This window comes from Nocardia sp. 852002-51101_SCH5132738, from assembly GCF_001665695.1.
Classification (GTDB): domain Bacteria; phylum Actinomycetota; class Actinomycetes; order Mycobacteriales; family Mycobacteriaceae; genus Nocardia; species Nocardia nova.
Window position 1 is genome coordinate 98,825 of record NZ_LZML01000189.1, and the last position, 25,745, is coordinate 124,569.

Below are 25,745 nucleotides of genomic sequence, written 5' to 3' on the forward strand. Positions count from 1 at the left end.
GGCCCGCGGACGTTGAGCCGCTCCCCGTGGGCGATGCCGCGGACACCGCCGAGACCGTCCCGAACCCGGCGACATTGACGACCGCCACCGCGATCGCCGCCGCGGTGCGCGACGGTCTGGTCACCGCCGGGCAGGTCGTCGACGCCGCGCTGGATCGCATCGCCGGAGGCGATACGCGAGTAGGCGCCTTCCACACCGTCCGCGCGGAGCGGGCACGGGCCGAGAGCCGGGCCCTGGCCGACCGCGCGGATCTCGACATCCTCCCGCTGGCCGGCGTTCCCGTCGCGGTGAAGAACAACATCGATGTGGCCGGTGAGATCACGGCCGCGGGGTCGCGCGCCGGGTCGGGCGTCCCCGCCGGCTCGGATCATCCGGTGGTGCGGCGGTTGCGCGCCGCGGGCGCGGTCGTGGTCGGTCTGACCGAGATGCCGGAGGGCGGGCTCTGGGGCACCTCCGACACGCCCGAGCGAATTGTGCGTTCTCCGTGGAATATTCGCTACAGCGCCGGCGGCTCCTCGGGTGGGTCGGGCGCCGCGGTCGGCGCCGGACTCGTGCCGGTGGCCCACGGTAACGACGGACTCGGGTCGGTGCGCATACCCGCCGCGTGCTGCGGCGTATTCGGCATCAAGCCGGGGCGCGGCGTGGTCCCGGCCCAGGTCGGTGTCGACTCCTGGAGCGGCATGACCGAGAACGGAGTGCTCGCGACCACGGTCACCGATGCGGCACTCATGCTTTCGGTGCTGGCCGACCGGCCCGCCCTGGCCGATCTGGAACCGCCGACGCCGCTGCGCATCGCGATCGCGACCGGATCGCCGTCCCCGCTGGTACGGGTGGACAAGCATTGGGCGGCGGCCGCGCAGACCGCCGCCCGGCTCGCCGGGGAGGCCGGCCACGGCGTCGCTCCCGCCGCACTGCCCTACCAGGGCGCCACCACCGCGCTGGCGTGGCGCTGGCTGGCCAATGCGGCGCGCGAGGCCGGTGCGGTGGCGAATCCGGAACTGCTGCAACGCCGTAGCCGCGTGCATATCGCGCTGGGCCGGGCGGTGCTGAGGGCCGGTCTGGTCCGGCCGAATCAGGTCGATCGGCTCGAGGCGCGGCTGCTCGACTTCTTCGAGCAGCACGATGTGGTGATCACCCCGACCCTGGCCGCCCCCGCTCCGGCGGCACGCAACTGGCACGCCCGCGGCTGGCTGGCCAATGTCGTTGCCAACGTTCGCTTCTCGCCGTTCACGCCGCTGTGGAATCTGGTCGGCTGGCCCGCGGCGAGCGTCCCGATGGGACTGCATCCGCGCACCGGGACGCCGGTGGCAGCACAGCTGGCCGGGCCACCCGGCAGTGAATCGACGCTGCTGCGGCTCGCCGCCCAGTTGGAGGCGGCCCAGCCCTGGCAACGCACCGCCTGACAGCGCCTGTCGTTCGGTCGCGTTATCGGTCGTCTTCGACGACGGAGAAGCCCCCGGCGACAACGCGATTGGCGAAATCGAGAATGGTCGGCCGGTCGTCGTCCGCGCGCCACACCATCGCGAGTTCGCACGGCGCGAGGCCGGCGACCGGGCGGGCGGTGAGCCCGGGCCATCGATACATCGGCACGTTGTTCTCGGCCAGCAGGCAGACCCCGAGTCCGAGGCTGACGGCCTCGAGCCGCTCCTCGGCCGTGGCGGCCTCGCCGCCGATCTTGGCCTGGCGGCCGCCGCGGGCGTCGCCGCCGAGCCAGAAGTCGCGTGCAGCACCGGCTTCGGCGGGCATCGCGATGAACGGTTCGTCGATCAGATCGGCGAATTCGATCGTCTCCTGATCGGCCAGCCGGTGATTTTCCGGGAGAAGCACCCACCTCGCCTCGGTGCGCAGCACCTGCCAGCGGTAGCGCCCGGAATCGGGCACCGGCAGCCACATCAACGCCAGATCGGCCTGCCGGCCCGCGAGGCCGCTGGAGGGATCGGTCCACGACGCCGAATGCAGCGCCAGCCGATGTCCGCTGGCACTTTCCAGTTCGGCGATCAGACCGCGTCCGATCGAGCTCTGGATACCGACCCGCAACACCTCGCCGGCTTCCTGGAGAGCCACGTTGGTGACCTCCCAGAGCTCCAGGATGCGGCGGGCGCCCTCGAGCAGCTCTTTACCGGCGACGGTCAGCGCCACGCTGCGCTGATTGCGATCGAACAGGACGACGTCGAGCTGACGCTCGAGCTGGCGGATCTGCCGCGACAGGGTGGGTTGAGCGATGTGCAGCCGCTGGGCGGCATTGGTGAAATGCAGTTCCTCAGCGACGGCGACGAAGTACCGCAGGTCGCGCAAATGCGGGTCCATAGCACCTTGCTATCAGAATCGGTCTTGGAAATCCAGCCGCTTTAGACCTTCGAGTCCGAATAGAGGGTCAGAAACAGCCAAACGGTTTGTTACCGACAGCATAGGGCTCCGCCATAACTCCAGCACAATCGCCTCGGAAAATTTCCAGCGAACGCGACTGTCGTCGCCGAGAGCCGATGAAACGACTTCACCGCGCGCGACGACCAGCGGTGATGTCACTTTCGGCGCAGCGCGTAGATCTCCGTCGCCGAGACGGCCCCCTATCCGGGCCGACCAGCAACTTCCATCGATAGCGATTGCGCAGGGAACATCTTCAAACGGTGATTTTCGCCACAGTCCGGCGGAATTCGGTCACCAATTCGGTCATGTGCCCAGTTCAGGCGCTGTAGACCCGCGGGTTCAAGGTGCCGATGTAGGGCAGATCGCGGTAACGCTCGGCGTAGTCCAGTCCGTACCCGACGACGAATTCGTTCGGGATGTCGAAGCCGACGTGCGCGACCTCGATGTGGGTGCGCAGGGCATCGGGCTTGCGCAGCAACGTCACCACCTCCAGCGAGGCGGGGTTGCGGCTGGAGAGGTTTCGCATGAGCCACGACAGCGTGAGACCGGAGTCGATGATGTCCTCGACGATCAGCACGTTGCGCCCGGCGATGTCCTTGTCCAGATCCTTCAGAATCCGGACCACACCCGAGGACGAGGTGGACGACCCGTACGACGAGACGGCCATGAACTCCATCTGCGTCGGGATCGGCAGCGCCTGCGCCAGCTCGGTCATGAAGAAGATCGCACCCTTGAGCACGCCGACCAGCAGCAGATCACCCTCGGGCGCGTCGGGGGGATATCGCTTCGCGATCAGTTCGGCCAGCTCGTCGACCTTGGCTCGGATCTGCTCCTCGGTGATCAGCACCGACGCTATGTCGTCCCCGTACACGTGTGCTGGCTTCCCTTCGGGTCGTTATCGTGCAAACGCCAACGTCAGCCTGCCACGTTCGCGCCTGGCAACCAACCTGATCCCCGGCATTCCTCCGCCGACCGCGACGCCGCCCTGGCCGTGCCACTCGGTAATCAAGGACTCGACCGCGCGTAAATGCTTGTCCGTCAAGGCTTTTGCACCGCCGTCGAGCAGCCAGGCCCGGATGACACGCCGACGAATCGCGGACGGCATCGTGGCGAGTGTCTCGACCGACAGTGACGAACCATCACGCGCGTCGATCAGCAATCGATCGGCAATCGCATCGAGCGCCTCGCCGTCCTCGCGCAGGTGCGCGGCCGTGCGAGCCAGCGCCGGCGCCACACCCCCACCCAGGACCTCTTCCAGCAGCGGGAGCACCTCGGTCCGCAGCCGGACACGGGTGAATTCGGGGGCGGCGTTGTGCGGATCCTCGTGCGGCACCAGGCCCAGATCCCGGCACATCTCCCGAGTGACCGCGCGCCGCACACCCAGCAGCGGCCGGCCCCAGGGCTCGTCGAATTCCGTCATCCCGCGAATCGAACGCGGACCCGATCCGCGCGCCAATCCGAGCAGCACGGTTTCCGCCTGGTCGTCGAGGGTGTGCCCGAACAGCACCGGGAGCCCGGCGCGCGCCGCGTCCAGGGCCCGATAGCGCGCCTCCCGGGCGGCGGCTTCCGGGCCACCCGCGCCGCTCACCCGCACCCGGCACACCCGCGCGGATCGGCATCCCAGTCGCCGGGCGACGGCGGCCGCCTCGGCGGCGACCTCCGCGGACCCGTCCTGCAGCCCGTGGTCCACGATGAGCGCGTCGACCGCCGCGGCCTCGGCCACCGCCGCAGCCGTCAGTGCGAGCGAATCCGCCCCGCCGGAGAGCGCGACGGCAACCACTCCGTCCGGCGCGTAGCGCACAAGCCAATCCCGCACCGCGTGCCGCATGACCAAGACGGCTCGGGTCTCGGGCAACCGTGCCGGCTCCACTGCCCGCGCCTCCTGTGCGCCCAGCCGGACCGGCTCGGACGCCGACGGCGATTGCGCATGGTCGGGCGATCGGATCTGCCCCGCCGACACCGGATCCGTTCTCGGCGCCTCCGCGGGCAGATCCGCCGGGTTCATCCCAGGACTCGGTCGATCCATCGTTGCGGAGTGCTGATCTCGTCGGGCCGGGGCAGGGTGTCGGCGTCGGTCCAGACGGTGTTGAACCGCTGCATGCCGACCTTGCCGACGACCTCGTCGACGAATGCCTTGCCGCGCACGTACTGCGCGACCTTCGCATCGACGCCGAGCAGGGCACGCAACAGGCGCTGGACCGGATTGGCCGGGCGCCGCCGGCGCTGATCGAAGGCCTCGCGGATCTGCGCGACGGTGGGGATCACGGCCGGGCCGACGGCATCCATCACGTGGTCGGCATGGCCCTCCAGCAGCGTGCCGAGCATGAGCAGCCGGTCCAGTGCCTCGCGCTGCGGCGGTGGCTGGGTGGCGCGCAGCAGGCCGAGGATGCCGCGATCGGCCGGATCGTCGCTGACACCGTTGTCGCGCCGGCGGCGTAACTCCTCCATCAGCCGGGTCAGCACCTCGTTCACCGATTCGTCGCCGACGGCGCCGAGAGTGTCGACGTTGCTCTTCATGTAGTCGCCCAGCCAGGGCGCCGAGGAGAACTGCACCCGATGCGTCACCTCGTGCAGGCACACCCACAGCCGGAAGTCGCTGGGCGAGACGCCGAGCGCGCGTTCCACGGCCATGATGTTGGGGGCGACCAGCAACAGGGTGCCGTCCGGCCCGCTGAACGGGTCGTATTGGCCGAGGATCGCGGTGGACAGGAAGGCCAGCATCGCCCCGGCCTGAACACCGGCGGGTTTCCCGGCGAAACGGCCGCGCTCGTCGTCGGCGGACCCGGTGAGTTCGGACATGGATTCGGCGGCCGCGCGGATCCAGCCGCGGCGATCGACGATCGTGGCCTGCGGAACGGGCTGGTCGTCGAGGAGCAGACTCACCTCGCGCACCGGGCCCTCGGCCCGCACGGACGCCTCGGACAGTTCCTGGACGACCTGTTCGGCCGAATACCGCGTGGTGCGGGGACCGGACGGCACGACGGCGCTACCGGCGCGTGCGGCCAGCTGCCAATCGACCGAGCCGGCCAGCACCGAGCGCTTCGCGGCCGAGTTCGTCGCCACCTCCACGGGTTCGCGACCGGCGACCGCGGCATCGTCGGCGGTACGGCCATCGGCGGGGTCACCGGATCCGGTCATCGCATTTCCACCCGTCAGGAGCATCCACAGTTGCGAAGCGTGGTGGCGACGGCGTCCAATGCCGGACGGCTGGCCTCGGGGGGCCGATCGTTCGACATCAGCGCGAAGGTCATGACCCGGCCGTCGCGATCCAACACATATCCAGCCAACGCGCTCGACACGGACAGAGTTCCGGTCTTGGCGCGCACCCAGCCCGCTCCGGAGCGTTCGGGGCCGCCGTCGACGAACCGCACGGCCAGCGATCCGGTACCGCCGGCGACCGGCAGATAGTCCAGCAGCGGCGCCAGCGGAGAGGCGACCGCGGCGGTGTCACCGGTGTCGACGACCGAGGGCGCGGCGGTCCCGCCCGGATCCGCACCGCCCGGCTGCGCGGACGCGGCGGACTCGGCGATGATCCGGTCGAGCAATCGCGCCGGAACCCGGTCGTCGGTGGACAGTCCGCTGTTGTCGATCTGGGTGACGCCCGCGGTGTCGAATCCCGCCGCCTTCAACGCCGTCAAGGTGGCGGAGGCGGCACCGGCGAACGACTGCTCACCACCGGTCGCCGCGGCGATCTCCCGGCCGATCGTCTCGGCGAGCACATCGTCGGAGTGAATCATCATGTCCCGCAACCGGTCTCGCAGCTGCGCGGATTCCACGTGGGCCAGTTCGGCGGCGCCGGGCGCGGCCTTGCCGAGCCGTACCTTCGCGGGGTCGGCGCCCAGCTCCAGCGCCAGCCGGCGACCCGCGTCCAAGGCGGGAGTGGCCGAACGCGGCGAATATTCGACCAGCGGGTCGAGGCGACCGCCATCGATCATCACCGGTTCGATCGGCGCCCATGAACCGCCCGCGATATCGGCCGGATCCCAGCCGGCCGGTGAGGTCGGGCCGGAATACAGCGAGGTGTCGACGACGACCGTGTCGACCGGATGGCCGGCGGCACGAATCTGGGCCACCAGATCCGACAACTTCGGCCCGTCCGGGTAGTACCCCTTGCCGTCGGCCTGCGCGGTCAGGGTGGGATCGCCGGCGCCGACCAGCACCACCTCACCGGGCGCCGAGCCGGCCACCACCCGGGTGGTGAGCCGATGATCCGGCGGCAGGACCAGCAGGGCCGCCGCCGTGGTCATGACCTTGAGGGTGGACGCCGGGATCATCGGCTTGTCCGGATCGGCGCTCCACAGCGTGGCGCGGGTGCCGGGGTCGGAGATCGATCCGGCGAAATTGCCCAGGTCCGGACTGGTCGCCACATGGGACAGGGCATCGGCCAGGCCCTGGCGGCTGGGTTCGGGCGCACTCGCCGAGGCGGGATTCAGCTGCGGAAAAGGCTTCACGGGGGCCGGGGGTGCGGCTATCGTCAAACCCCCGTGCCGGAATTCCTCGGTCCACGGGCGCACCGTCACCAGGGCGACCGTGGCCACGACGACGGCGACAACGGTTGCGACCAGCACCGCGACCCACATATTGCGGCGTCGGCGAGCGGCCAGCCCACCGATGTTCTTCCTACCTCGACCTACCACGTGACAGCTGTCTCCCTATTCACCCGTGTGAGGCGGACGCTCCCTGCCGCACCCATGCGCGCATCGACCACACTATCCTCACCTCGCCGGCGTTCCACCGAACGAGCTGGCGAGTCGGCAGCCCACCGAACCGGTCGGCGAGTCGGCCGCGGCACACGCCGGCGAGCAGCCGTACCGCATCAACGCATACGCATCGGACGAAGGAGATGACGTGGAGTTCGACGTCACCATCGAGATCCCCAAGGGGCAGCGCAACAAGTACGAGGTCGACCACGAGACGGGTCGGGTGCGGCTGGACCGCTACCTCTACACCCCGATGGTCTACCCGGCCGACTACGGCTACATCGAGAACACCCTCGGCTCCGACGGCGACCCGCTGGACTGCCTGGTACTGCTGCCCGAGTCGGTGTTTCCCGGCGTGATCGTCGAGGCCCGACCGGTGGGTGTGCTGCTGATGAGCGACGAGGCCGGCGGCGACGAGAAGGTCGTCGCGGTTCCGGCCGGTGACAAGCGCTGGGATCACATTCAGGACGTCAACGACATCCCGGAGTTCGAGCGCAAGGCCATCGAGCACTTCTTCGAGCACTACAAGGACCTCGAGCCCGGCAAGTGGGTCAAGGTGGACGGCTGGGACGGCCGGGCCAAGGCCGAGACTCTTACCACCGAGGCGCTCGAGCGGCTGCAGGAGCAGGGCGGGCACTGAGTGCCGCCGGCGCCCCCGCACCACCGGGCCGCCGGGCATCCCTACCGAGCGAGGGCGCTCGCGGGCGTATGCGTCCCGCGGGCGCCCTCGCCGATTCGGCAGCCGTGTCGGCAGGCCGCCGGCTCGAGCGCTACTTGCCCTGGAAGTTCGGCTTGCGCTTCTCGAAGACGGCCTGGATCGCCTCGGTCAGATCCTCCGAAGGCAGGAAGGCCGCGTTCCACGCCGACACGTACCGCAGCCCGTCGGCCACCTTGCCGGCCTTGGGCTGATCGAGCACGTCCTTGATGCCCTGCACGACCAGCGGCGGGTTCGCGGCGATCTCCTCCGCCAGCGTGTGCGCGGCGGCCAGTACCGCCTCCTGGTCGGGGTAGACGTCGTTGATCAGGCCGATCTTCTCCGCGCGCGCGGCGTCGATGTCCTTGCCGGTGTAGGCGAGCTCGCGCACATGGCCCTCGCCGATGATGCCCGGCAACCGGTGCAGCGACCCGATGTCGGCGACGATGGCGACCTTGGCCTCGCGCAGGCTGAAGCTGGCCTCCGCGCTGGCCAGGCGGATATCCGCGGCGGCGATCAGATCGAGTCCGCCGCCCACGCACCAGCCGGAGATCGCGGCGATCACGGGTTTGCGGCAGTCGGCGACCGCGGTCACCGAGGCCTGCATGCGCCGGATCTCGTAGAGGAAATCGGTGCGCGGTGCGGCCAGGGCCTTCTCGGCCAGCAGCGGACCGAAGGTCGGGCTCATCGCGGGCAGATCGAGACCGTAGGAGAAGTGCTTACCGGAACCGGTGAGCACGATCGCGCGGATCTCCGGATCGGCGTCCAGCTCGCGGAAGATCAGCGGCAACTCACTCCAGAAATCCGGGCCCATGGCATTGCCCTTGCCGGGTCCGGTCAGCGTCACTCGCGCGACGTGACCGGTGCGCTCGACGTCGAAAGCCTTCCAATCACTCATTCGTACAGCGTATCGGGGCAGTTCGGCGGCACCGGGACAGCGGTCGGGATTGCGGGAGAGCGGGCAGGACGTAGGTTGGAAGCGTGAGCAGTTCCCAGCGACCCGACGCCGAGCTGGCCGATCTCGAACCCGAGCATCTCCGACCTCAGCACGACGGCGTCACCGCAGCGCAGTACCGAGCCGCCATGCGCCACTACCCCGCAGGAGTGACGATTGTCACCCTGAGCCGGCCGGAACGCCCGGTGGGATTCACCGCCACCTCCTTCGCCTCGCTGTCGCTGGATCCGCCGTTGATCTCGTTCAACATCGCGCACACCTCCTCGTCCATCGACGCGATGACCGAGGCCGATTCCGTCGTCGTGCACTTCCTCGGCGAACATCAACAGCATCTGGCACAGCGGTTTTCGCGTGCCGCCGAACAGCGTTTCGCCGACCCGGAGTTGTGGTCGACGCTCGACACGGGCGAGCCGGTGCTGCACGGCACCCCGATCTGGGTGCGCGCCACGGTGCACCGGCTGATCCCGATCGGCGACCACACCCTGGTCGTCGGACTGGTCACCCGCGTACACGACGACACCGGCGGCGAACCGATGCGCAACCCGCTGCTGTACTACAACGGCACCTATCATCGCCCGGCCGGATTGGACTGAGCCACAAGCTGTTTCACGCATGTCGCGTTTGCGGCGCGGCGCGGCGCACCTTCTCGCCGGATGCCGGCGCTTGACAATGCCCGGCGAATTCTGCCAATCTCGGCTCAGGTCACGAGTACCAGCGTCAAGCCCCGGCTAGCTGGTCGGCAACCCTCCTCCGCGGTGGGGTGCTCCGGGTGACGACCTGGCCGCTGCTCGATCGAGCACGGCAAGCGCGGACTCCGATCACCCTCCACATCCGGAGTCCCTGAACAAAGGGATCGTCCCGATGCGTACTGCTGTCTCGACAATTGCCGCCGCCACCGCCGAAACGGTTGTCCCGGAACAGGTTTGCTCTCACCGAGGCTGCGCCTCCCGCTCCGGCGCCGCCTGCACCTGCTCGGCCTCGGACTGCGCCGGCAATGCCACCCGTTCCTGCCGCACCGGTGAACCGATCGCGCGCGTCTCCGGGTGCGATCTACGAGTTCCGTTGGTACAGGGCGGTTTCCGTACCTACGCCAACTTCGACTACGCCGCCAGCGCGCCCGCCCTGGCCCAGGTCACCGACCGTGTGAACGAGCTGCTCCCCTATTACGCCAGCGTGCACCGCGGCGCCGGATACGCCTCCCGCATCAGCACCGACTGCTACGAGGCGGCACGGGTTTCGGTCGCCCGGGCGGTGAACTGCGCCGACGACCAGGTCGTGGTGTTCACGCGCAACACCACCGACTCCTTGAATCTGCTGGCCTGCTGCGTTCCCGGCGACACCGTGGTGCTCGATATCGAGCACCACGCGAACTTCCTGCCCTGGACGCGCCGCGGCCGCCGGGTGGTCCCCGCCGCCGAGACGATCGCGGAGACGCTGCACCGGATCGAGGCCGAGCTGTGCGCCGAACCGGCTGCGCTGCTTGCGATTACGGGGGCGTCGAATGTGACCGGCGAGGTGCTGCCGCTGGCGGAACTGACCGCACTCACCCATCGCCACGGCGCCCGCATCCTGGTCGATGCTGCGCAGCTGGCCCCGCACCGCCGAATCGACCTGCAGGCGTTCGCGGAATCCGGCGGAACCGGCATCGACTATCTGGCCTTCTCCGGGCACAAGCTGTACGCGCCCTTCGGCGCCGGTGTGCTGGTGGGTCGGCGGGACTGGCTGGACGCGGCCCCGCCATATCTGGCGGGCGGCGGAGCGGTCACCGCCGTCACCACCGAACAGGCGCACTGGGCGCCCGCACCGCAGCGGCACGAGGCGGGGTCACCGAACGTCTTGGGCGCGGCGGCCGTCGCGGCGGCCTGCGAAACGTTGAGCGCCCTCGACGAACAAGCCGTGGTCGAGCACGAACACCACCTGATTCGCCGCCTGCGCGACGGACTGGAAACCGTTGCGGGAGTGCGGCAATTGCGGATCTTCTCCGACAGCGCCGACAGTGTGGGCATCGTGGCGTTCACCGTCGACGGGTTCGAGCCCGGCCGCGTCGCGGCGTATCTGTCGGCCGAATTCGGCATCGGCGTCCGCGACGGGCGATTCTGCGCTCATCCACTGTTGCAGCGGCTGGGCGTCGACGGCGCGGTGCGCGCAAGCGTCGGCCTGGGCACGTCGGTCGCGGATGTCGATCGACTGCTTGAGGCGCTGCGTCGATTGGTTCGAGACGGCGCTGCGTGGAACTACACGTATGCGGGCGGACAGTGGTCGCCTCTGCCGGAGACCCGGCCGGGTTTGACCGAGGCGGCGCACGGCGCGGCGCCGTGCACCCTCTGATCCAGCGCGATCCGATTCACGGCACCAGGTAGCGGGCGGCCAATTCCTCGATCAGCGGATCGCCGTCGGGAACGGACTCGATGGCCTCGAGGTCCTTCTCGATCGCGATCTGGCGCGGGTCGTCCTGCTCGGGGTCCGGCGCGCCGTCCTCGTTCAATTGGCGCAGCATCTTCTCGCGCACCCGAGCCTTCAGTGAATCAGCGATTTCCTGGGTCATACTTCCAGCATGCCCGCCTAGACCGGGGCCAACCAGGTACCCCAGGGGGTGTTGCGGGCGACGGTGAACACCACGAGCAGCCCGATCAACCACCATTGCGCCTGGCCACGAAGGGTAAAGGGAAAGGCGGTGTCGGCTCTGCCGTGCCAGCGGCCCAGGGCCCACCGTCCCCACCACAATGCGAGGGTGAGCAGCAGCGGAAGCACGAAGACATTGCTGTGCAGCGCGTCGAGCACCCGGCCTTCGGTGAGATTGTGCACAGCACGCAATCCACCGCATCCCGGGCACCACCATCCGGTCAGCGCATAGAACGGACAGATCCCGTACGCCCCCTGGCTGTGCGGATCGCGGAAGTGCAGCACCGTAGCCGCGGCGACCACCGCACCGGCCGCCAGCAGCGGCCCGCCCTGAGTACGCCATCCGGTGCGCGGCACCGACCGTTCGCCGGGCAGCTCGCGCGCGATATCCACAGTGTTCACGGTAATCGGCGGCACGGGTGAGCCGCCAGCCGTCGCCCCACCGCCGGATGTCGGTTCAGGCCGGTTGGGCGAATCGCAGGAGGTTGCCGAACGGGTCGGTCACGGCGAACCCCCGGCCGCCGGGGCCGTCGTCCGGGCGCCCGGGTTTGGCGTACCGGTATTCCGCCGCGGCCAACTCGGATTGCCAGGCGTCGATATCGTCCACAGCGATCCACACCACCGATCCCGGCGTGCCGTCGCCGTGATGCTCACTGAGATGCAGCCGGGTCGCCGCGCGCGAAACCTGCGCGTACAGCGGGAAATTCGCGCCGAACCGATGCTCCCAGTCCACGGTGAAACCCAGGAAGTCCAGGTAGAACTCGTAGGCCAGGCCGACGTCGTAGATCCGCAATACCGGTATCGGAGCGGCGAATCCGATCGCGTCGCTGTGCATGGCCCGATCGTCACATATTCACCGGGCCCGCGTCGTGACCGGCGCGGTGAGGGTACCGGCGAGCATGTCGATGACCTGGTCCCAGGCCTCGCGGTCGTCGGCGGCGATCCGGCCCGCCTCGACGGCCCGTTCGTGGTCGGCCAGCAGCGCGAACAGCACCGTGGTGAGACTGCGCAGCCGGCGATGCCGCAGGCGCGGCGGCAGGTCCGAGAGCGCGCGGTCCAGCCCACCCACGATCACCCGCACCGAGGTCCGTTCGGCGCTGTCCAGATTGGCCGCGTCCGACACCGCCGGATGGGTGCGGATCTGTTCGAGAAACCTTGCGTAATAAGAACTCTCGTTCCGCGCTCCCAGTTCGAACATGGGGATGACCAGCGCGTCGAGCAGCGTGTGCACATCGTCGCCGGTCGCGGCCGGCCGCTGCGCCAGCAACTCCAGCCGGCGCACCTCCAGGGTCGCCAGCCGCTGCTGCACCACGGCCTCGACGAGTCCGTCGCGCGATCCGAAGTGATAGGGGATCGCCGAGTTGTTGCGCTGCCCGGCCGCGGCGGCGATATCGCGCAGCGGGACCAGATATCCCCGCTCGGCGATCAACCGTTCCCCCGCCATCATCAACCGCTCCCGGGCACTTACTGCTTCCACCCTGAGCACGATACGTCCTACCAGCGAATTGAGCACTAGTCCTTGACAGTTAAGAGCTAATTCTTAACACTGCGAGGACACCCAACGAGAGGACTAGCGATGATCCTGGACAAATTCCGACTCGACGGCCGGGTCGCCGTCGTCACCGGCGCCGGCCGCGGTATCGGCGCCGCCACCGCCCTCGCCCTGGCCGAGGCGGGCGCCGATGTGGCGATCGCCGCGCGCACCCAGTCACAACTGGACGCGGTCGCCGAGCAGATCCGCGCGACGGGCCGGCGCGCCCTCGCCGTGGCCTGCGATCTGTCGGACCTCGACGCCGTGACGGCACTGGCCGACGCCGCCGCCACCGAGTTCGGCCGCATCGACATCGTGGTCAACAATGTCGGCGGCACCATGCCGAACACCTTCATGACCACCTCGCCGGAATTCCTCGAAGAGGCCTTCCGCTTCAACGTCTCCACCGCGCACGCCCTCACCCGCGCGGCGGTTCCGCACATGCTCGCCGGCGAGGGCGGCTCGGTGGTCAACATCTCCTCGATGATGGGCCGGGCGCCCGGGCGCGGCTTCCTCGCCTACGGCACGGCCAAGGCGGCGCTCGCGCACTGGACCCGGCTGGCCGCCGCGGATCTGTCGCCGCGGATCCGAGTCAACGCCATCGCGGTCGGATCGGTGCTGACCTCCGCACTCGAGGTCGTGGCACAGAATCCCGAGGTCAAGGCGAAGATGGAGGCGGATACGCCGCTGCATCGGCTGGGTGATCCGACCGATATCGCGGCCGGCATCGTCTACCTCTGCTCGCCCGCGGGCAGCTATCTCACCGGCAAGATTCTGGAGATCGACGGCGGTATCGCCGCACCCAACCTGGAACTCGGCCTGCCCGATTTGTGATAACAACGCGGATTCTTCCGTACCATCTGCGCGCTCGGCAGGTCACAATGATCAACTATGCACTGTGATCGAGCACACATCGGTCGCATACGGTGCCGTCCCAGCTTGTCGACGAATGCGCCCGCCGCCCGGCCCGGCCGGACAGCGGGCCGGGTAGAGAGGTCGGACGCATATGAACTGCACGAGCATCACCCGATGGACGATCCGAGCGGCGGCCGCGACGGCGATCGCGGCCGCCGGATTCGCTGTCACGGTGCCCGCGGGCGCCGACCCGGTGTGGCCCGGCGGCCCCGACATCCCCGGCATTCCGCAACTCGTGCCCTCCCCGCCGGGCCAGATCTCGGCTCCTTGTTCGGCCGCGGCGCGCGCGTGCCTGCGGCTGTCGACCAACGAGGGCTGGCTGATGGACAACGGCCGCGTGGTCTACGGCCCGACCCCCATCTCGCACGGGCGGCCCGGGTATGAGACACCGCCCGGCACCTTCCACGTCGCGTTCAAGGAGCCGTACCACTGGAGCACCATGCACAACGCCGAAATGCGTTGGGCCGTCTTCTTCAACGGCGATATCGCCACCCACATCGGACCGATCGAGGAGCAGTCCCACGGCTGCATCCGGATGACGCCCGAAGGCGCCAAGGCCTTCTACGACTACGTCAATCCGGGCGACGTCTTCGAAGTCGTGCCGTGACCGTACGCGCCGGCCCGGATTCCGGGTCGGCGCGCTACGAATTCAGGTGGCCCAGTTTGATCGCCAGCAGATTCGCGATCACGATGCCCGCGAAAACGACCGCGGCCACCCGGTGCCCCAGCCCCCACAGCGCGGCCGCGGCGCCTCCGAACACCACGATCTTGGTGATCACCGCGAGCAGCGGAATATCGAAACTCGCCTTCGGCGCCGCGAACATTCCCCACACCACCGCGGCGGCCAACGGGATGCCCAGCGCCAGAACGACTTTTACCACGGTGTTGTCGCCGACGCGCCAGCCCCACAGTCCCAGCACCACCAGCGCGCCCACCTCCGCGGCGAACGCGACGGTCAGATTGGCCCACTTCCACAGTTCCTGCATGACTGCCCTCTCGCTAGCTTGAGAGCAGCGCTCTCTAATAAGAGCAGTGTGCGCTAGCGCGGAAGCGTTGTCAACCGTTGAGAATTACCGCGCGACGGCGCTGGGAGAGCAGGCCCGACGGGAGATCGCAGGATCGACCCAATCCGCGCGAGCGAGACCGTCGAAGCGCCGAAATCGACAGGCGCAGACAAGGAAAGCCGGCGAATACACCGGATCACGCCGCCGAAAAGACGTTCTCAGCCGGCCGTTCGCGGTCGATCGGACAGGCCGAGACGCAGGTGCTCGCTGTGATACACCGCCTCGTCGAGCAGCTGTGCGACGTGCGTGTCGTACAGGCTGTAGACGATGCTGCGCCCGGCGCGGGTTCCGGTGACGAGCCCGAGGTTGCGCAGCAGGCGGAGCTGATGAGAGACGGCGGACTGCTCCATCCCCACCGCCTCGGCGAGTTCGGAGACGGGCCGCGACCCCTGGCGCAATTCACTGAGGATCAGCAGCCGGCTCGGCGTCGCCAGGGCTTGCAGGGTGGTCGCCACATGCGCGGCGGACTCACTGTCCAGCCGGGCGATCGGCCGATCGCGGCCCTCGACGCCATGTCCCATAACGGTGAAGTTTAGCCGACCAGGTATACATGAAGACCTCTTCACGTGTTCTGTTATTCTCAGGTTGCCCGCTCCCGATCCTCGGAGGTTTTTCGTGTCAGCACCGGCCACCACGCGTCCCGCCGCGCTCACGGCGATACCCGCGCGGCGGACCCGGCTGTTCGTACTTCCCGAAATCCGTTGGGCCGCAGCGGCTCTCCTGCTCTTCGCGATCGGCTCGGTGGCCCGGATCCTGCACACACCCCCCGAGGTGTGGTGGTCGCTCTATCTGGCCTGCTACCTCACCGGCGGCTGGGAACCCGCCCTGGCCGGAGTGCGCGCCCTGCGCGAAAGGACGCTGGACGTCGATCTGCTGATGGTGGTGGCCGCGATCGGCGCCGCCGCGATCGGGCAGGTCACCGACGGCGCGCTGCTGATCGTCATCTTCGCCACCTCGGGCGCGCTGGAGGCGTTCGCGACCGCGCGCACCGAGGATTCGGTGCGCGGACTGCTCGATCTGGCACCCGACACCGCCACCCGAATCGACGACGGTGTCGAAACGATCGTCAGGGCAGCCGATCTCGCGGTGGGCGATGTGATCCTGGTCCGCCCCGGCGATCGCATCGCGGCCGACGGCACGGTCGTTGCGGGCGCGAGCGAAGTCGATCAGGCGACCATCACCGGTGAGCCCATGCCGGTCGACAAATCGCCCGGTGACGACGTGTTCGCCGGAACCTCGAACGGCACCGGTGTCCTGCGGGTGCGGGTCGGTCGCCGCGCCGAGGACTCCGTCGTGGCCCGGATCGCCGCCCTGGTCGAACACGCCGGCCGGACGAAGGCGCGGGCGCAGCTGTTCATCGAGAAGATCGAGCAGCGTTATTCGGTGGGCATGGTCGCGGTGACGCTCGCGGTCTTCGCCGTGCCACTGTTCTTCGGTGCGGCGCTGCGGGATTCGCTGCTTCGCGCCATGACGTTCATGATCGTCGCCTCGCCGTGCGCGGTGGTGCTGTCCACCATGCCGCCCCTGCTCGCCGCGATCGCCAATGCCGGCCGGCACGGCGTCCTCGTGAAATCGGCGGTCGTGATGGAACGGCTGGGCAGCACCACCCGCGTGGCCTTCGACAAGACCGGCACGCTCACCCGCGGTGTGCCCGAACTCACCGACATCCGTGTGCTGCCCGATTGCCCGGGCACGGCGGAGGAGGTCCTGCGCTGGGCCGCTGGTGCGGAATATTCCAGCGAGCACCCGCTGGCCACGGCGGTCGTCCGGGCCGGTCGCGAGCGCGGACTCACGCTGCCGCCCGTCGAGGACTTCAGCGCGCAGCCCGGACGCGGGGTCACCGCCACGGTGGACGGCCACCGCATCGAGGTGGGATCGCCTGCTGCGCTTCTGGATTCGGCCGACGCCGCTGCCGCGGCAGTCGTCGCCGAGATACAGAACGCGGGGCACACCGCTGTGCTCGTGCGGCGCGAGCGCCGAACGATCGCGGTTCTCGGCATCACCGATCAGACGCGCCCCGAAGCAGCCGATTCCGTCGACGCTCTCACCGAAATCACCGGAGCCGCACCGGTTCTGCTCACCGGCGACAATCTCGCCGCCGCCCGACAGCTCGGCGCCCGCCTCGGCCTCACCGACATCCGGGCCGACCTGCTGCCGGAAGGTAAGGTCGCCGCGATCGCGGAACTGGAAGCCGCGGGCGACCGCGTCACCGCCGTGGGCGACGGTATCAACGACGCACCCGCGCTCGCCGCCGCCCACGCCGGAATCGCCATGGGCGGCAACGGATCCGACCTCACCCTGCACACCGCGGACGCGGTCGTCATCCGCGACGACCTGACCACCGTCCCCGCGGTCATCGCCCTGTCCCGTCGCGCGCGCCGCGTCGTGGTCGCCAACCTGATCATCGCCGCGACCTTCATCGCCGTCCTGATCACCTGGGATCTCGTCGGCCACCTTCCGCTACCGCTGGGCGTCGCCGGTCACGAGGGTTCCACCGTCATCGTCGGCCTCAACGGTCTGCGCCTGCTGCGCGGCCGCGCCTGGGAGAGCGGGACGGCACGCCGGGCCGATTGACGGCTTCGGCGGGCTCGGCCGATCCGCCGATCGCGCCACCCCACCGCAGCGAGAGGCGCATACTGGTCGAGCGCGCATGGTGCGGCGGGCGGGGCGAACCCACCGCCGGGGTATCTCGTTTCAGAGGCAGAACGTTCCCGAAACCGACCACCAGAGGTCACCATGACCGATCTGTCACCGTTCTACGCCGACGTGCAGGCCCACTACGACCTGTCCGACGATTTCTTCGCTCTCTTCCTGGATCCCACGCGCACCTACAGTTGCGCGTATTTCCGCGAACCGGACCTCACCCTGGAACAGGCACAGCTCGCCAAGATCGACCTGTCGCTCGGCAAATGCGATCTGCATCCGGGTATGACGCTGCTGGACATCGGCTGCGGCTGGGGCTCCACCATGATGCGCGCCGTCGAGAAATACGGCGTGCGCGTGATCGGCCTGACACTGAGCCGCAACCAGTACGAGCACGTGCGCGACCTGCTGGACGGCCTACCGCCCGGCACCGGTGAGGTGCACCTGCGCGGCTGGGAGGAATTCGACCAGCCGGTCGACCGGATCGTCTCGATCGGAGCCTTCGAACACTTCCGGCGCGAACGCTACGACGCGTTCTTCGACCGCTGCCACGACCTGCTGCCCCCGGACGGCCGCATGATGCTGCACACCATCATCGGCTTCCACCGCCACCAACTGCGTGAGATGGGCATCCCCGTCACCCACGAATATCTGGCATTCAGCAAGTTCGTCATCGACGAGATCTTCCCCGGCGGTCAACTCCCGCAGCCCCAGTGGATCGGCGAATACGCCGAACGGGCCGGCTTCACCCTCCACGACGTCCAATCCCTGCAACCGCACTACGCCCACACCCTCGACCTCTGGGCCCAGGCCCTCCGCGACCATCGCTCCGAAGCCATCGCCCTGACCTCCCCCACCGTCTACGACCGCTACGTCCGCTACCTCACCGGCTGCGCAGACCTGTTCCGCGACGGCTACATCGACGTCCGCCAGCACATCCTGCTGGCATAACGGACGCCACGCCACCGAACTGAAACGTGTTCTACTGTGGCGGCATGGATGTGAGTTACGAGGCGACCAAGCGTGAGATCGCGACGGACAAAGGTGTGCTGCGATACCACGAGGCCGGGGACGGTCCGCCGCTGTTGCTGCTCCACGGCTCCGGGATCGGCGTGAGCGGGTGGCGGAACTACCGGGGCAATCTCGGCACGTTCGCGCAGCGGTTCCACTGCTACGTGCTGGAGTTCCCGGGATTCGGCGTGAGCGATCCCGTTGACGGGCATCCGGTGCTGACCGCGGGGTCGGCGGTCGTCCGGTTCATGGACGCGCTGGGAATCGAATCTGCCGCGATGATCGGCAACTCGATGGGCGGGGTGGTCGGTGTCAACGTGGCGATGAAACACCCTGCGCGCGTAAGCAAATTGGTCACCATCGGCGGCGTGGGCCCGAACATCTTCAGCCAGAACCCGAGTGAGGGCACGCGGCTGCTACAGGAATTCGCGGACGCCCCGAGCCGCGAGAAACTGGTCCGCTGGCTCGAATGCATGGTCTACGACCGCGCCCTCATCACCGAGGAACGCATCGAGGAGCGCTGGGAGACAGCGAAGGATCCCGACTCGCACAAGACGCTCGCGGCGATGTACGGCTCCCGGGCGTTCGCCGCGCAACAGCAGATGATGGCCACCTCGGGAGTGCCGCCGTACTGGTCCATGCTGGGCACGGTGCAGTGCCCCACCCTGTTGACCTGGGGTCGCGACGACCGCCAATGCCCACCCGATATGCCGATGATCCCGATGCGCCTGATCCCCGACGCCGAACTGCACATCTTCCCGAACTGCGGGCACTGGGTGATGATCGAAGCCAAACAGGCGTTCGAGCGAGTCACCACGGAGTTCCTGCTTAGGTGAGTCCGCGCGGTACATGCGAAACCGCCCCGGAAAGCGTTTCCGGGGCGGTCGCGTGGTCACACCGCTACCGCGCGTTGTCCGCGGCGGCCGAGCGCGCTAGAAGTAGTGCGCGCGGCCGGCCACCGGGCGCCCCAGCGCTCCCATCAGAGCCAGCACGGCCCCCACGACCAGCGCGATGATGCCCAACGTCCACAGGATCGGAATCCCGAGCAGGAAACCGAGAACCAGAAGGACAACCCCGAGAGTGATCACAGCAATCTCCTCACTTTCGCTCACCTCGCACCGATCCGGCGACCGGCTGCGATCAGCGGTGGCTCGAAACATCCGATACCCGGATATCTGTGAGTGAAACGAACTCTCTTCACCGGATGGATGAGCTGCTGTTCAGGGCGCAGAGGGCACGTGCTTCGAAAATGTGATGAGACAGAACGGGCGACAACTAGTTGCGCGAACTGTGTGCCGACCGAGACAGCCGCACGCCGGGAAGAGCGTCGCCAGGGAACAGCTACGCGGGCCTCCTGCCTCTTGACGGCGACCAAGCATGGTCGGTGTTTCCCTCTGCGACCTTCGGATGCCCCTAGGTCTCGGGAGCACCCACAGCTGCCTGTCCGGTAGCGAAACACCCTGCGGGCTGGGAAGATTCACGTCATGCTGATGTGGCTCGCCGCGGCCGACCCGCAACCACGCGGCTCGACCTTCGTGGACTGGGTGCCGCTCATCGGGGCCCTCCTCGTCTTTCTCGGCGTGTTCGTCAGCGCGTATGTCGCGCGAGCAAATGCGCGCAAACCGTGGTACGAAAACCTTGCGACGCTGGTCCAGGTGCACAATGACTGGCCAGCGGGCGTGCACGGCAAGGAAACCATCGAGCAAGCCATCGCTGACATGCTTGCCGGGATTCGCGTCGATACCGGCCGGGCGGGCAAGGAAGACGCAACCGACGCTGAACTAGAGGCGGAGGAACACGCACGTCACCACGTGGACGACGCGGTCTGGTTACGAGAGTTCAATACCTGGGTAGCTCTTCCGGGGACCGTGGTCTTCTTGACTGCGCTGGTCTTTGTGGTGATGTACTCCCCTGGGCGAGCACTCACACTCATCTCCGTAACTTGCCTCACGTGGTGTGTCGTCGTCCTGTGTGTCGTGTTCGTTCATGAAACCAGGCGGGCTTCGCCCACTCCGCGGCGAAACGTGCCACCGCGGGATCACCGCGGTCCGATCCGATATCCGTGAAACTCATAGCCGACCGGCAGCCTCCTGATGTTCGGGATCCACCACACGCTCCAGTGCGCGCAGATCGGCCTCGAGCGCCCGGAACAGCACATAGGCGACCACGAAGGCGACGATGGACCCCACGCACAACACCCGCACCGCGACGATGATCTTCGGAGTATCGCTCAGCGGCAGAAATGTCACCCCGGCCACCGCCAGCAGTGGCACCGACGCCGCGACCGCGAGATATCCGTTGCAGCGGCGATCGAGCCGGCGCAGGTGCACCGCATCCTCGGGGCTGATGTCGCCGTGCCGGAGAAACAGCGGGTAGACGCAGCGGACCATGTAGAACGTCACCAGGAAGAACGGATATGCCACCGCCATCGCGCCGCACACCAGCAGACCGCCCACGAAGTGCACCATCTCCTGTCCGGTGAGCTCGTGGGTCGCGAAGTGCAGCACTAGCGGGAACAGAATCGCCGACAGGCTCCAGAGCGAGAACGCCACCACCACACACCGATCACCGAACAGCAGGGCATCGGATCTGGCTCGGGCGAGTATCCGGGAGTCATATTCGCGTCCGCGCCGCATACCGCGCGGAACGGTGAGTAGATAGCGCGACAAGTACATCACGGTCACGATGCCCACCGGGAAGAAGACCGCGTTCACCGTGCTGGTGAAAATCCACCATGTCTGTTGGGCGGGCACACTCATCCGGTCGATGATCAGGGTTTTGTTGTGCACCGTGTTGTACACGGCCGCAAGCACATTCGGGGTGCCATAGGCCAGCAGCACCAGCGGTACCATCCACCTCCGCGCCCGGAAACGCCAGCTGGTGGGTGCCGGATCCACCAGTTCGCGGGCCCGCGCGTCCAGGCACAGTTCGAACTGCTGTGCCAGTTCGTTGCCGTTGGACCACCGCTTGTCACGCGTGGGCGCCAGGCAGGTCAGCAACACCCTGCACAGTGCCGCTGGACAATCGGGCGGAACCCGTTGCAGCGCAGCCGAATCCACACCAGCACGACGACGTGCGAGCATCGCCCCCAGTGCGGCGGAGTCGTTGCGCTCACCCGCGGTGCTGTCGTCGAACGGCTTGGCACCGGTCAGCAGCTCCCACAGCACCACACCCAGCGAGTAGATGTCGGAACGGGTATCCAGATCGTCGGCGGAACGGCGGTAGCCGGGATGGCAGGCCTCCAACTGTTCCGGCGACATGTACGACAGCGACCCACCGAAGTACGCCACCGGATTGGCGCCGGCCACCTCGCGGCTGAAACTGATGTTGAAATCGGCGAGTTTCGGCACCGCCTCCGCGGTGAGCAGCACATTCGCCGGTTTGACGTCGCGATGCAGCACGCCGTGCTCATCGGCGTAGGCCAGCGCCTCGGCGAGCCGGCGGCCCAGCCAGGCCACGGTTTCCGGCCACGACAGCGCCGCGATCTCGGCGCGCACGCTGGAATCGGTCGGGCGGATCTCACCCTTCTCCTCCATCGCGGCGTCGACCGCGGCCAGCAGCAACCGGCCGCTGCGCTGGTCGGCAGGGGTGGACCGGACCCGGCGCAACACACCAAGCAGGGTGCCACCGGGCAGAAACTGCATGTACAGCAGCCGCAGTCGGCGGCTGCGGGAATCGCCGTGCGGGTCCGGTTCGCCCAGCAGCCGCTGGTCGAAGACCCGGACGATGTAGTCGTGGTCGAGCTGGGCCAGCGTCTGCGGTTCGGTGCCGCGGTCGGCGGAGATCTTCACCGCCACCAGCCGCTGCAACGAGCGCTGCCGGGCCAGGAACACTCGTGCGAAGGCTCCGCTACCCAGCCCGGTGAGCAGATCGAAATCATCGATGCAATCGCCTACCCGGATGCTGTCCAGCCGAGCGACCTGCGATCCCGTCGTCTCCTGTTCGGCGGACAGGTCGCCCGTGGTGCGCGTGCCTTCGGGGGAGACCATGGTCGAGGCGATGGCAGTCGGGTCCGCACCGGCGCGTTGAGTGCTCTGATCCTGGTCGTCGGCATTGAGCAACTCACTCAGCTCGGGCGCTTGCGCGGGATATTCGCGCAGATATTCGCGCGGATCGACCCGCTCGCCGCTGTGCCGGCGGATCACGAACTCCTCATAGACCAGGCTGGCCGGAACGCGGTCCGGCGACAGCTCGGCGAATTCCGCGCAGTAGTCCCGCAGCCGCTTGCGGGGCGGCTCGGGTCCGCCGGACGGCGTGAGCGCGGGCCGGCGCAGCCAACGCTGGCGCAGGTCGACGCGGATCAGTTCGATCAACGCGGCCAAGCGCAAGGTCTCCGCGTCGGGCAGGTAATCGCTGATGGCCGGGGCCGGGTCAGCCGATTCCCACGCGGCTACGAAGGCGGCCACCGCGCCGGATTCGAGTCCGGCCGTTGATCGTCCGAAGCCGCTGTCTGAGCCGGAGCCGTCGGCCATATCCGCTCCTGTCGAATCCGAACCGTGCACTGGCCGGTCGGTGAAGCGATGGATGCAATCCACCACACCCAACACCATCATCCCCGAGAGGCGGTCCGATCGAGGAGAAATCGCACGGCTGCATCCGGTCGACCCTCGGGGCGCGAAGGCTTCTACGACTACGTCGATCCGGGTGACGTCTGCGAGGTCGTGCCGTAATCGGTCGGCGTCAAATCCGCGCGGTGCGGGCGCCGCGCCGCCGTGGACGCAGCTGATACAGCCGGTATCCGGCCAGCGCGAGGAAGACGGCCCCCAGGCCGGCGAGGACCCCCATGTCGAGCAGCCACGTGCCCAGGGTATGTCGCCACAGCGGGTCGGGTGCGCCATTGTGCGGCGACAGGGTGTCCAGGTCGAGGGTGGCCGCTGCCGCAGCGTAGCCCCAGCGGGACGGCGACAGGTAGGACAGCTGTTCCAGAACAGGGGTGCCGGGCAGCCGTACCAAACCGCCGGTGAACACCAGTTGCGCCATGGACAGCACAATCAGCAGTGGCAGCGTCTTCTCCGAGGTGTTGACCGACACCGAGACCAGCAAGCCCAACGCCAGCGAGGCGATGCCGAGTATCGCCATCGCCAGGATCAACTCCAGCGGGACCGAGGTGAATACGCCTTTCGCCGGCATGCTCACCCCGATGGTGCCGATCAAGAACAGCACCGCCGCCTGCAGGATGGTGATCACGCCCAAGACCAGGAGCTTCGACATCAGGTAGACCCCCGCGGACAGTCCGGCCGCGCGTTCTCTGCGGTAGATCGTCTGCTCCTTGACGATCTCGCGAATCGAGTTGCCGGTGCCGATGAAACAGGCACCGAATGCCAAGATCATGAGCTTGGTGGGGGCATCGGTGTTGGTTCCGGGCGCCCCGGCGAAACCCTCGCCCGACGGCACCGCGGCGATCAAGCCACCGAGAATCAGCGGCATCACGCCGAGCAGCGCCAGGTAACTTCGGTCCGAGGCGATGACCGCCAGGTATCGCCGGCACACCGTACTGAGCTGGCTGAGCTTGGACTGCGGCGCGGGCGGGGGTGCCGGTGCGTGTACGTCCGCCGGGCCGACATCGTCGGTCGGCCCGACCTCCACGTACTGCTCGAAGCGTGGCGATTCCCGGAATTCAGCAGCCCAGTCGCGGTCCTCCTCGCGGTCGAAGGACTGAAACACCTCGGCCCAACTGCGCTGCCCGAACTGCTGCAACCCCTCCGCGGGCGGTCCGTAATAGGCCAGCCGACCGCCGGGTACCAGCACGAGGAGGCGGTCGCAGGAATCGAGGTTCGCGACACTATGGGTGACGACGATCACGGTGCGCCCGTCGTGGGCCAGTTCGGACAGCATTTCCATGACCGTCTTGTCCAGGCCCGGGTCGAGGCCGGAGGTCGGCTCGTCGAGGAACAGCAGGGACGGTTTGGTCAGCAACTCCAGTGCGACGCTCACCCGTTTGCGCTGGCCACCGGAGAGCCTATCGATGCGCGTGTCGGCATGCCGGGCCAAGCCGAGCTCGGCGAGGACCTCATCGACCCGCTGCTCGCGCTCCTCGGGGCGCGTGTCACCGGGGAAGCGGAGTTCGGCCGCGTACAGGAGCGCGCGCCGCGTCGGAAGTTGGCTGTGCAGGATGTCTTCTTGCGGAACCAGTCCGATGCGGTGGCGGAGTTCGTCGTAGTCGGTGTAGAGGTCACGTCCGTCGTAACGAACCGTCCCCTCTGTCGCCGGACGCAACCCGGTCACCGCGCCGAGCAACGTCGATTTGCCCGCTCCACTGGGTCCGATGACCCCGACGAGCGAGCGCTGCGGAATCGGGAAGCTCACCTCGTCGAGGAGAACCTTGCCTTCCGGTGTGCGCACGATGAGGTTCTGCACCGAGACCGACACGTCACCGGTGTCGACGTACTCCCGCAGTTCGTCGCCGACCAGCCGGTAGGTGGTATGCCCCATGCCGATCAAGTCGGATTCGGACAGGTCCGCCGAATCGACCCGGGCGCCGTTGACGTAGGTGCCGTTGTGGCTGTCGAGGTCGACGACCCGATACCGGCCTGCGCCGGTCACTCGCAGTTCGGCGTGATGACGGGAGACCATGAGGTCGGGCACGACGATGTCGTTGTCGGAGGCCCGCCCGATCCGGAATGTGTCCGAGACGATCCGGACGACCGCACTGGGGTGAGCCGCCGGAGGCGACGACCGGGCAACCCGCCGGGGGCGGCCCCCCGGATGGAACGTCGTCATCGTGTCTTCATCATCGAGCTGGTAGCCGGGATCGGGGACGAGCATCGTGTCGCCACCGGTATCGCCGGACGACTCGCCGCCGTGCTGTCCTTTTTGCCCCTCCACCGAACAGAGCAACTGCTCGCCGTTCACGGCGTGACCGAGCTGGAACGTCTCGTCATGATCGATCAGCATCCGATCGACGCGCTGACCGTCGAAAAAGGTGCCGTTGAGGCTGTGCGCGTCCTCGATTTCCCAACCGTCCGACCCACGCTCCAAGACGGCGTGCACGGAAGATACCCGCGGATCGGTGACGACTATGTCGGCCGCCAGATCGCGGCCGACATTGTATGAACCTCCCGCATGCAGCCGATAGACGCGCTCTCGCGTCTGCACCACAAGAACGGGCGCCTCGGGAAATTCTGTGGAGGACTGGTCATCCGCCATAACGGGATTATACGACTTGAAACGCCCTGCCGCGGCAAAGCCGGCCACCGAGAATTCCCTAGCAGTGTCCGCTCTGCTCCGTTTTCGCGCCGCCCTA

Annotated in this window: 25 protein-coding genes, 1 pseudogene and 1 riboswitch; of the genes and pseudogenes, 10 read left to right on the top strand and 16 right to left on the bottom strand. The window is 68.0% G+C overall.

The window, feature by feature from the left end:
- Nucleotides 1–26: 26 nt before the first annotated feature.
- Nucleotides 27–1,403, top strand: coding sequence for an amidase (locus A5789_RS29815; protein ID WP_369817529.1), 1,377 nt, complete (start codon nt 27–29; stop codon nt 1,401–1,403).
- Between the two features lie 22 nt (nt 1,404–1,425).
- Here the strand turns inward: A5789_RS29815 and A5789_RS29820 are convergent, their stop codons facing one another.
- From A5789_RS29820 to A5789_RS29840, 5 genes are all read right to left on the bottom strand, one after another.
- Nucleotides 1,426–2,307: a LysR family transcriptional regulator gene (locus A5789_RS29820; protein WP_030517361.1), complete on the bottom strand. Its 882-nt coding sequence runs from the start codon at nt 2,305–2,307 to the stop codon at nt 1,426–1,428.
- 376 nt (nt 2,308–2,683) lie between these two features.
- The gene (hpt, locus tag A5789_RS29825) at nt 2,684–3,238 is read right to left on the bottom strand and encodes a hypoxanthine phosphoribosyltransferase (protein ID WP_030517362.1); all 555 of its coding nucleotides are present in this window, start codon (nt 3,236–3,238) and stop codon (nt 2,684–2,686) included.
- 24 nt (nt 3,239–3,262) lie between these two features.
- Nucleotides 3,263–4,195 carry a tRNA lysidine(34) synthetase TilS gene (gene tilS / locus A5789_RS29830; RefSeq protein WP_063010230.1) on the bottom strand — a complete coding sequence of 311 codons (933 nt, stop codon included), beginning with the start codon at nt 4,193–4,195 and terminating at the stop codon, nt 3,263–3,265.
- 173 nt (nt 4,196–4,368) lie between these two features.
- Nucleotides 4,369–5,505, bottom strand: coding sequence for a zinc-dependent metalloprotease (locus A5789_RS29835; RefSeq protein ID WP_082856671.1), 1,137 nt, complete (start codon nt 5,503–5,505; stop codon nt 4,369–4,371).
- Between the two features lie 14 nt (nt 5,506–5,519).
- Complete coding sequence (locus A5789_RS29840) at nt 5,520–6,947, bottom strand: D-alanyl-D-alanine carboxypeptidase/D-alanyl-D-alanine-endopeptidase (protein WP_064903621.1); 1,428 nt, start codon at nt 6,945–6,947, stop codon at nt 5,520–5,522.
- A 268-nt stretch (nt 6,948–7,215) separates the two neighbouring features.
- On the opposite strand from A5789_RS29840, the gene ppa reads away from it, so the two are divergent.
- On the top strand, nt 7,216–7,707 hold the full coding sequence (gene ppa / locus A5789_RS29845; protein WP_064903623.1) for an inorganic diphosphatase: 492 nt from the start codon (nt 7,216–7,218) through the stop codon (nt 7,705–7,707).
- Nucleotides 7,708–7,837: 130 nt separating this feature from the next.
- Here ppa and A5789_RS29850 read toward each other — a convergent pair whose 3' ends face one another.
- Nucleotides 7,838–8,659, bottom strand: coding sequence for a crotonase/enoyl-CoA hydratase family protein (locus A5789_RS29850; RefSeq protein ID WP_064923426.1), 822 nt, complete (start codon nt 8,657–8,659; stop codon nt 7,838–7,840).
- A gap of 185 nt (nt 8,660–8,844) precedes the next feature.
- Here A5789_RS29850 and A5789_RS29855 point away from each other — a divergent pair, with 185 nt between their 5' ends.
- Together A5789_RS29855 and A5789_RS29860 are read left to right on the top strand one after the other, a co-directional pair.
- Nucleotides 8,845–9,309, top strand: coding sequence for a flavin reductase family protein (locus tag A5789_RS29855; RefSeq protein ID WP_082856681.1), 465 nt, complete (start codon nt 8,845–8,847; stop codon nt 9,307–9,309).
- Between the two features lie 107 nt (nt 9,310–9,416).
- A riboswitch (SAM riboswitch) is annotated at nt 9,417–9,530 on the top strand.
- A 212-nt stretch (nt 9,531–9,742) separates the two neighbouring features.
- Complete coding sequence (locus tag A5789_RS29860; protein ID WP_064903635.1) at nt 9,743–11,044, top strand: aminotransferase class V-fold PLP-dependent enzyme; 1,302 nt, start codon at nt 9,743–9,745, stop codon at nt 11,042–11,044.
- 16 nt (nt 11,045–11,060) lie between these two features.
- Here A5789_RS29860 and A5789_RS29865 read toward each other — a convergent pair whose 3' ends face one another.
- The 4 genes from A5789_RS29865 to A5789_RS29880 form a co-directional block, all read right to left on the bottom strand.
- Nucleotides 11,061–11,249, bottom strand: coding sequence for a hypothetical protein (locus A5789_RS29865; protein ID WP_030517370.1), 189 nt, complete (start codon nt 11,247–11,249; stop codon nt 11,061–11,063).
- Nucleotides 11,250–11,278: 29 nt separating this feature from the next.
- Complete coding sequence (locus A5789_RS29870) at nt 11,279–11,731, bottom strand: DUF2752 domain-containing protein (RefSeq protein ID WP_082856673.1); 453 nt, start codon at nt 11,729–11,731, stop codon at nt 11,279–11,281.
- A 64-nt stretch (nt 11,732–11,795) separates the two neighbouring features.
- Nucleotides 11,796–12,173 (bottom strand): glyoxalase superfamily protein, encoded by a 378-nt coding sequence (locus A5789_RS29875; RefSeq protein ID WP_082941051.1) that lies wholly within the window; start codon nt 12,171–12,173, stop codon nt 11,796–11,798.
- 18 nt (nt 12,174–12,191) lie between these two features.
- Nucleotides 12,192–12,815, bottom strand: coding sequence for a TetR/AcrR family transcriptional regulator (locus A5789_RS29880; RefSeq protein ID WP_155525876.1), 624 nt, complete (start codon nt 12,813–12,815; stop codon nt 12,192–12,194).
- A 99-nt stretch (nt 12,816–12,914) separates the two neighbouring features.
- Here A5789_RS29880 and A5789_RS29885 point away from each other — a divergent pair, with 99 nt between their 5' ends.
- Together A5789_RS29885 and A5789_RS29890 are read left to right on the top strand one after the other, a co-directional pair.
- On the top strand, nt 12,915–13,703 hold the full coding sequence (locus A5789_RS29885; RefSeq protein ID WP_063010161.1) for an SDR family oxidoreductase: 789 nt from the start codon (nt 12,915–12,917) through the stop codon (nt 13,701–13,703).
- Between the two features lie 172 nt (nt 13,704–13,875).
- Complete coding sequence (locus tag A5789_RS29890; protein WP_051041826.1) at nt 13,876–14,391, top strand: L,D-transpeptidase; 516 nt, start codon at nt 13,876–13,878, stop codon at nt 14,389–14,391.
- A 34-nt stretch (nt 14,392–14,425) separates the two neighbouring features.
- Here the strand turns inward: A5789_RS29890 and A5789_RS29895 are convergent, their stop codons facing one another.
- Both A5789_RS29895 and A5789_RS29900 read right to left on the bottom strand, forming a co-directional pair.
- Entirely contained in the window at nt 14,426–14,770 is a 345-nt protein-coding gene (locus tag A5789_RS29895; RefSeq protein WP_030517376.1) for a YrdB family protein, read from the bottom strand.
- A gap of 236 nt (nt 14,771–15,006) precedes the next feature.
- On the bottom strand, nt 15,007–15,369 hold the full coding sequence (locus A5789_RS29900; RefSeq protein ID WP_039775672.1) for a metalloregulator ArsR/SmtB family transcription factor: 363 nt from the start codon (nt 15,367–15,369) through the stop codon (nt 15,007–15,009).
- Nucleotides 15,370–15,463: 94 nt separating this feature from the next.
- Between A5789_RS29900 and A5789_RS29905 the strand changes: the two genes are divergently transcribed.
- The 3 genes from A5789_RS29905 (at nt 15,464) to A5789_RS29915 (ending at nt 19,338) form a co-directional block, all read left to right on the top strand.
- A complete protein-coding gene (locus tag A5789_RS29905) occupies nt 15,464–17,422 on the top strand; it encodes a heavy metal translocating P-type ATPase (RefSeq protein ID WP_082941052.1) in 1,959 nt (652 codons plus the stop codon).
- A 162-nt stretch (nt 17,423–17,584) separates the two neighbouring features.
- Nucleotides 17,585–18,442 (top strand): cyclopropane mycolic acid synthase family methyltransferase, encoded by an 858-nt coding sequence (locus A5789_RS29910; RefSeq protein WP_063026266.1) that lies wholly within the window; start codon nt 17,585–17,587, stop codon nt 18,440–18,442.
- 44 nt (nt 18,443–18,486) lie between these two features.
- Nucleotides 18,487–19,338, top strand: coding sequence for an alpha/beta fold hydrolase (locus A5789_RS29915; RefSeq protein WP_064903628.1), 852 nt, complete (start codon nt 18,487–18,489; stop codon nt 19,336–19,338).
- 96 nt (nt 19,339–19,434) lie between these two features.
- Here A5789_RS29915 and A5789_RS37510 read toward each other — a convergent pair whose 3' ends face one another.
- On the bottom strand, nt 19,435–19,590 hold the full coding sequence (locus A5789_RS37510; protein WP_167356738.1) for a DUF6131 family protein: 156 nt from the start codon (nt 19,588–19,590) through the stop codon (nt 19,435–19,437).
- A 396-nt stretch (nt 19,591–19,986) separates the two neighbouring features.
- Between A5789_RS37510 and A5789_RS29925 the strand changes: the two genes are divergently transcribed.
- The gene (locus A5789_RS29925; protein ID WP_064902441.1) at nt 19,987–20,568 is read left to right on the top strand and encodes a hypothetical protein; all 582 of its coding nucleotides are present in this window, start codon (nt 19,987–19,989) and stop codon (nt 20,566–20,568) included.
- A 3-nt stretch (nt 20,569–20,571) separates the two neighbouring features.
- Here the strand turns inward: A5789_RS29925 and A5789_RS29930 are convergent, their stop codons facing one another.
- The 3 genes and pseudogenes from A5789_RS29930 to A5789_RS38690 form a co-directional block, all read right to left on the bottom strand.
- Entirely contained in the window at nt 20,572–22,974 is a 2,403-nt protein-coding gene (locus A5789_RS29930) for a serine/threonine-protein kinase (RefSeq protein ID WP_064902448.1), read from the bottom strand.
- A 208-nt stretch (nt 22,975–23,182) separates the two neighbouring features.
- Entirely contained in the window at nt 23,183–25,222 is a 2,040-nt protein-coding gene (locus A5789_RS29935; RefSeq protein ID WP_231953320.1) for an ATP-binding cassette domain-containing protein, read from the bottom strand.
- A 195-nt stretch (nt 25,223–25,417) separates the two neighbouring features.
- Nucleotides 25,418–25,648 (bottom strand): annotated as a pseudogene (locus A5789_RS38690) (FHA domain-containing protein); the annotation flags it as partial.
- Nucleotides 25,649–25,745: the final 97 nt, after the last annotated feature.

Coding starts and splice junctions, on each gene's coding strand:
- A5789_RS29900 (WP_039775672.1), bottom strand. CDS start 15,369: ATGGGACATGGCGTCGAGGGCCGCGATCGGCCGATCGCCCGGCTGGAC.
- A5789_RS29875 (WP_082941051.1), bottom strand. CDS start 12,173: ATGCACAGCGACGCGATCGGATTCGCCGCTCCGATACCGGTATTGCGG.
- A5789_RS29820 (WP_030517361.1), bottom strand. CDS start 2,307: ATGGACCCGCATTTGCGCGACCTGCGGTACTTCGTCGCCGTCGCTGAG.
- A5789_RS29910 (WP_063026266.1), top strand. CDS start 17,585: ATGACCGATCTGTCACCGTTCTACGCCGACGTGCAGGCCCACTACGAC.
- tilS (WP_063010230.1), bottom strand. CDS start 4,195: ATGCGGCACGCGGTGCGGGATTGGCTTGTGCGCTACGCGCCGGACGGA.
- A5789_RS29855 (WP_082856681.1), top strand. CDS start 8,845: ATGCGCCACTACCCCGCAGGAGTGACGATTGTCACCCTGAGCCGGCCG.
- A5789_RS29930 (WP_064902448.1), bottom strand. CDS start 22,974: ATGGCCGACGGCTCCGGCTCAGACAGCGGCTTCGGACGATCAACGGCC.
- A5789_RS29925 (WP_064902441.1), top strand. CDS start 19,987: ATGCTGATGTGGCTCGCCGCGGCCGACCCGCAACCACGCGGCTCGACC.
- A5789_RS29885 (WP_063010161.1), top strand. CDS start 12,915: ATGATCCTGGACAAATTCCGACTCGACGGCCGGGTCGCCGTCGTCACC.
- A5789_RS29890 (WP_051041826.1), top strand. CDS start 13,876: ATGAACTGCACGAGCATCACCCGATGGACGATCCGAGCGGCGGCCGCG.
- A5789_RS29835 (WP_082856671.1), bottom strand. CDS start 5,505: ATGACCGGATCCGGTGACCCCGCCGATGGCCGTACCGCCGACGATGCC.
- A5789_RS29840 (WP_064903621.1), bottom strand. CDS start 6,947: ATGTGGGTCGCGGTGCTGGTCGCAACCGTTGTCGCCGTCGTCGTGGCC.
- A5789_RS29935 (WP_231953320.1), bottom strand. CDS start 25,222: ATGACGACGTTCCATCCGGGGGGCCGCCCCCGGCGGGTTGCCCGGTCG.
- A5789_RS29915 (WP_064903628.1), top strand. CDS start 18,487: ATGGATGTGAGTTACGAGGCGACCAAGCGTGAGATCGCGACGGACAAA.
- A5789_RS29895 (WP_030517376.1), bottom strand. CDS start 14,770: ATGCAGGAACTGTGGAAGTGGGCCAATCTGACCGTCGCGTTCGCCGCG.
- A5789_RS29850 (WP_064923426.1), bottom strand. CDS start 8,659: ATGAGTGATTGGAAGGCTTTCGACGTCGAGCGCACCGGTCACGTCGCG.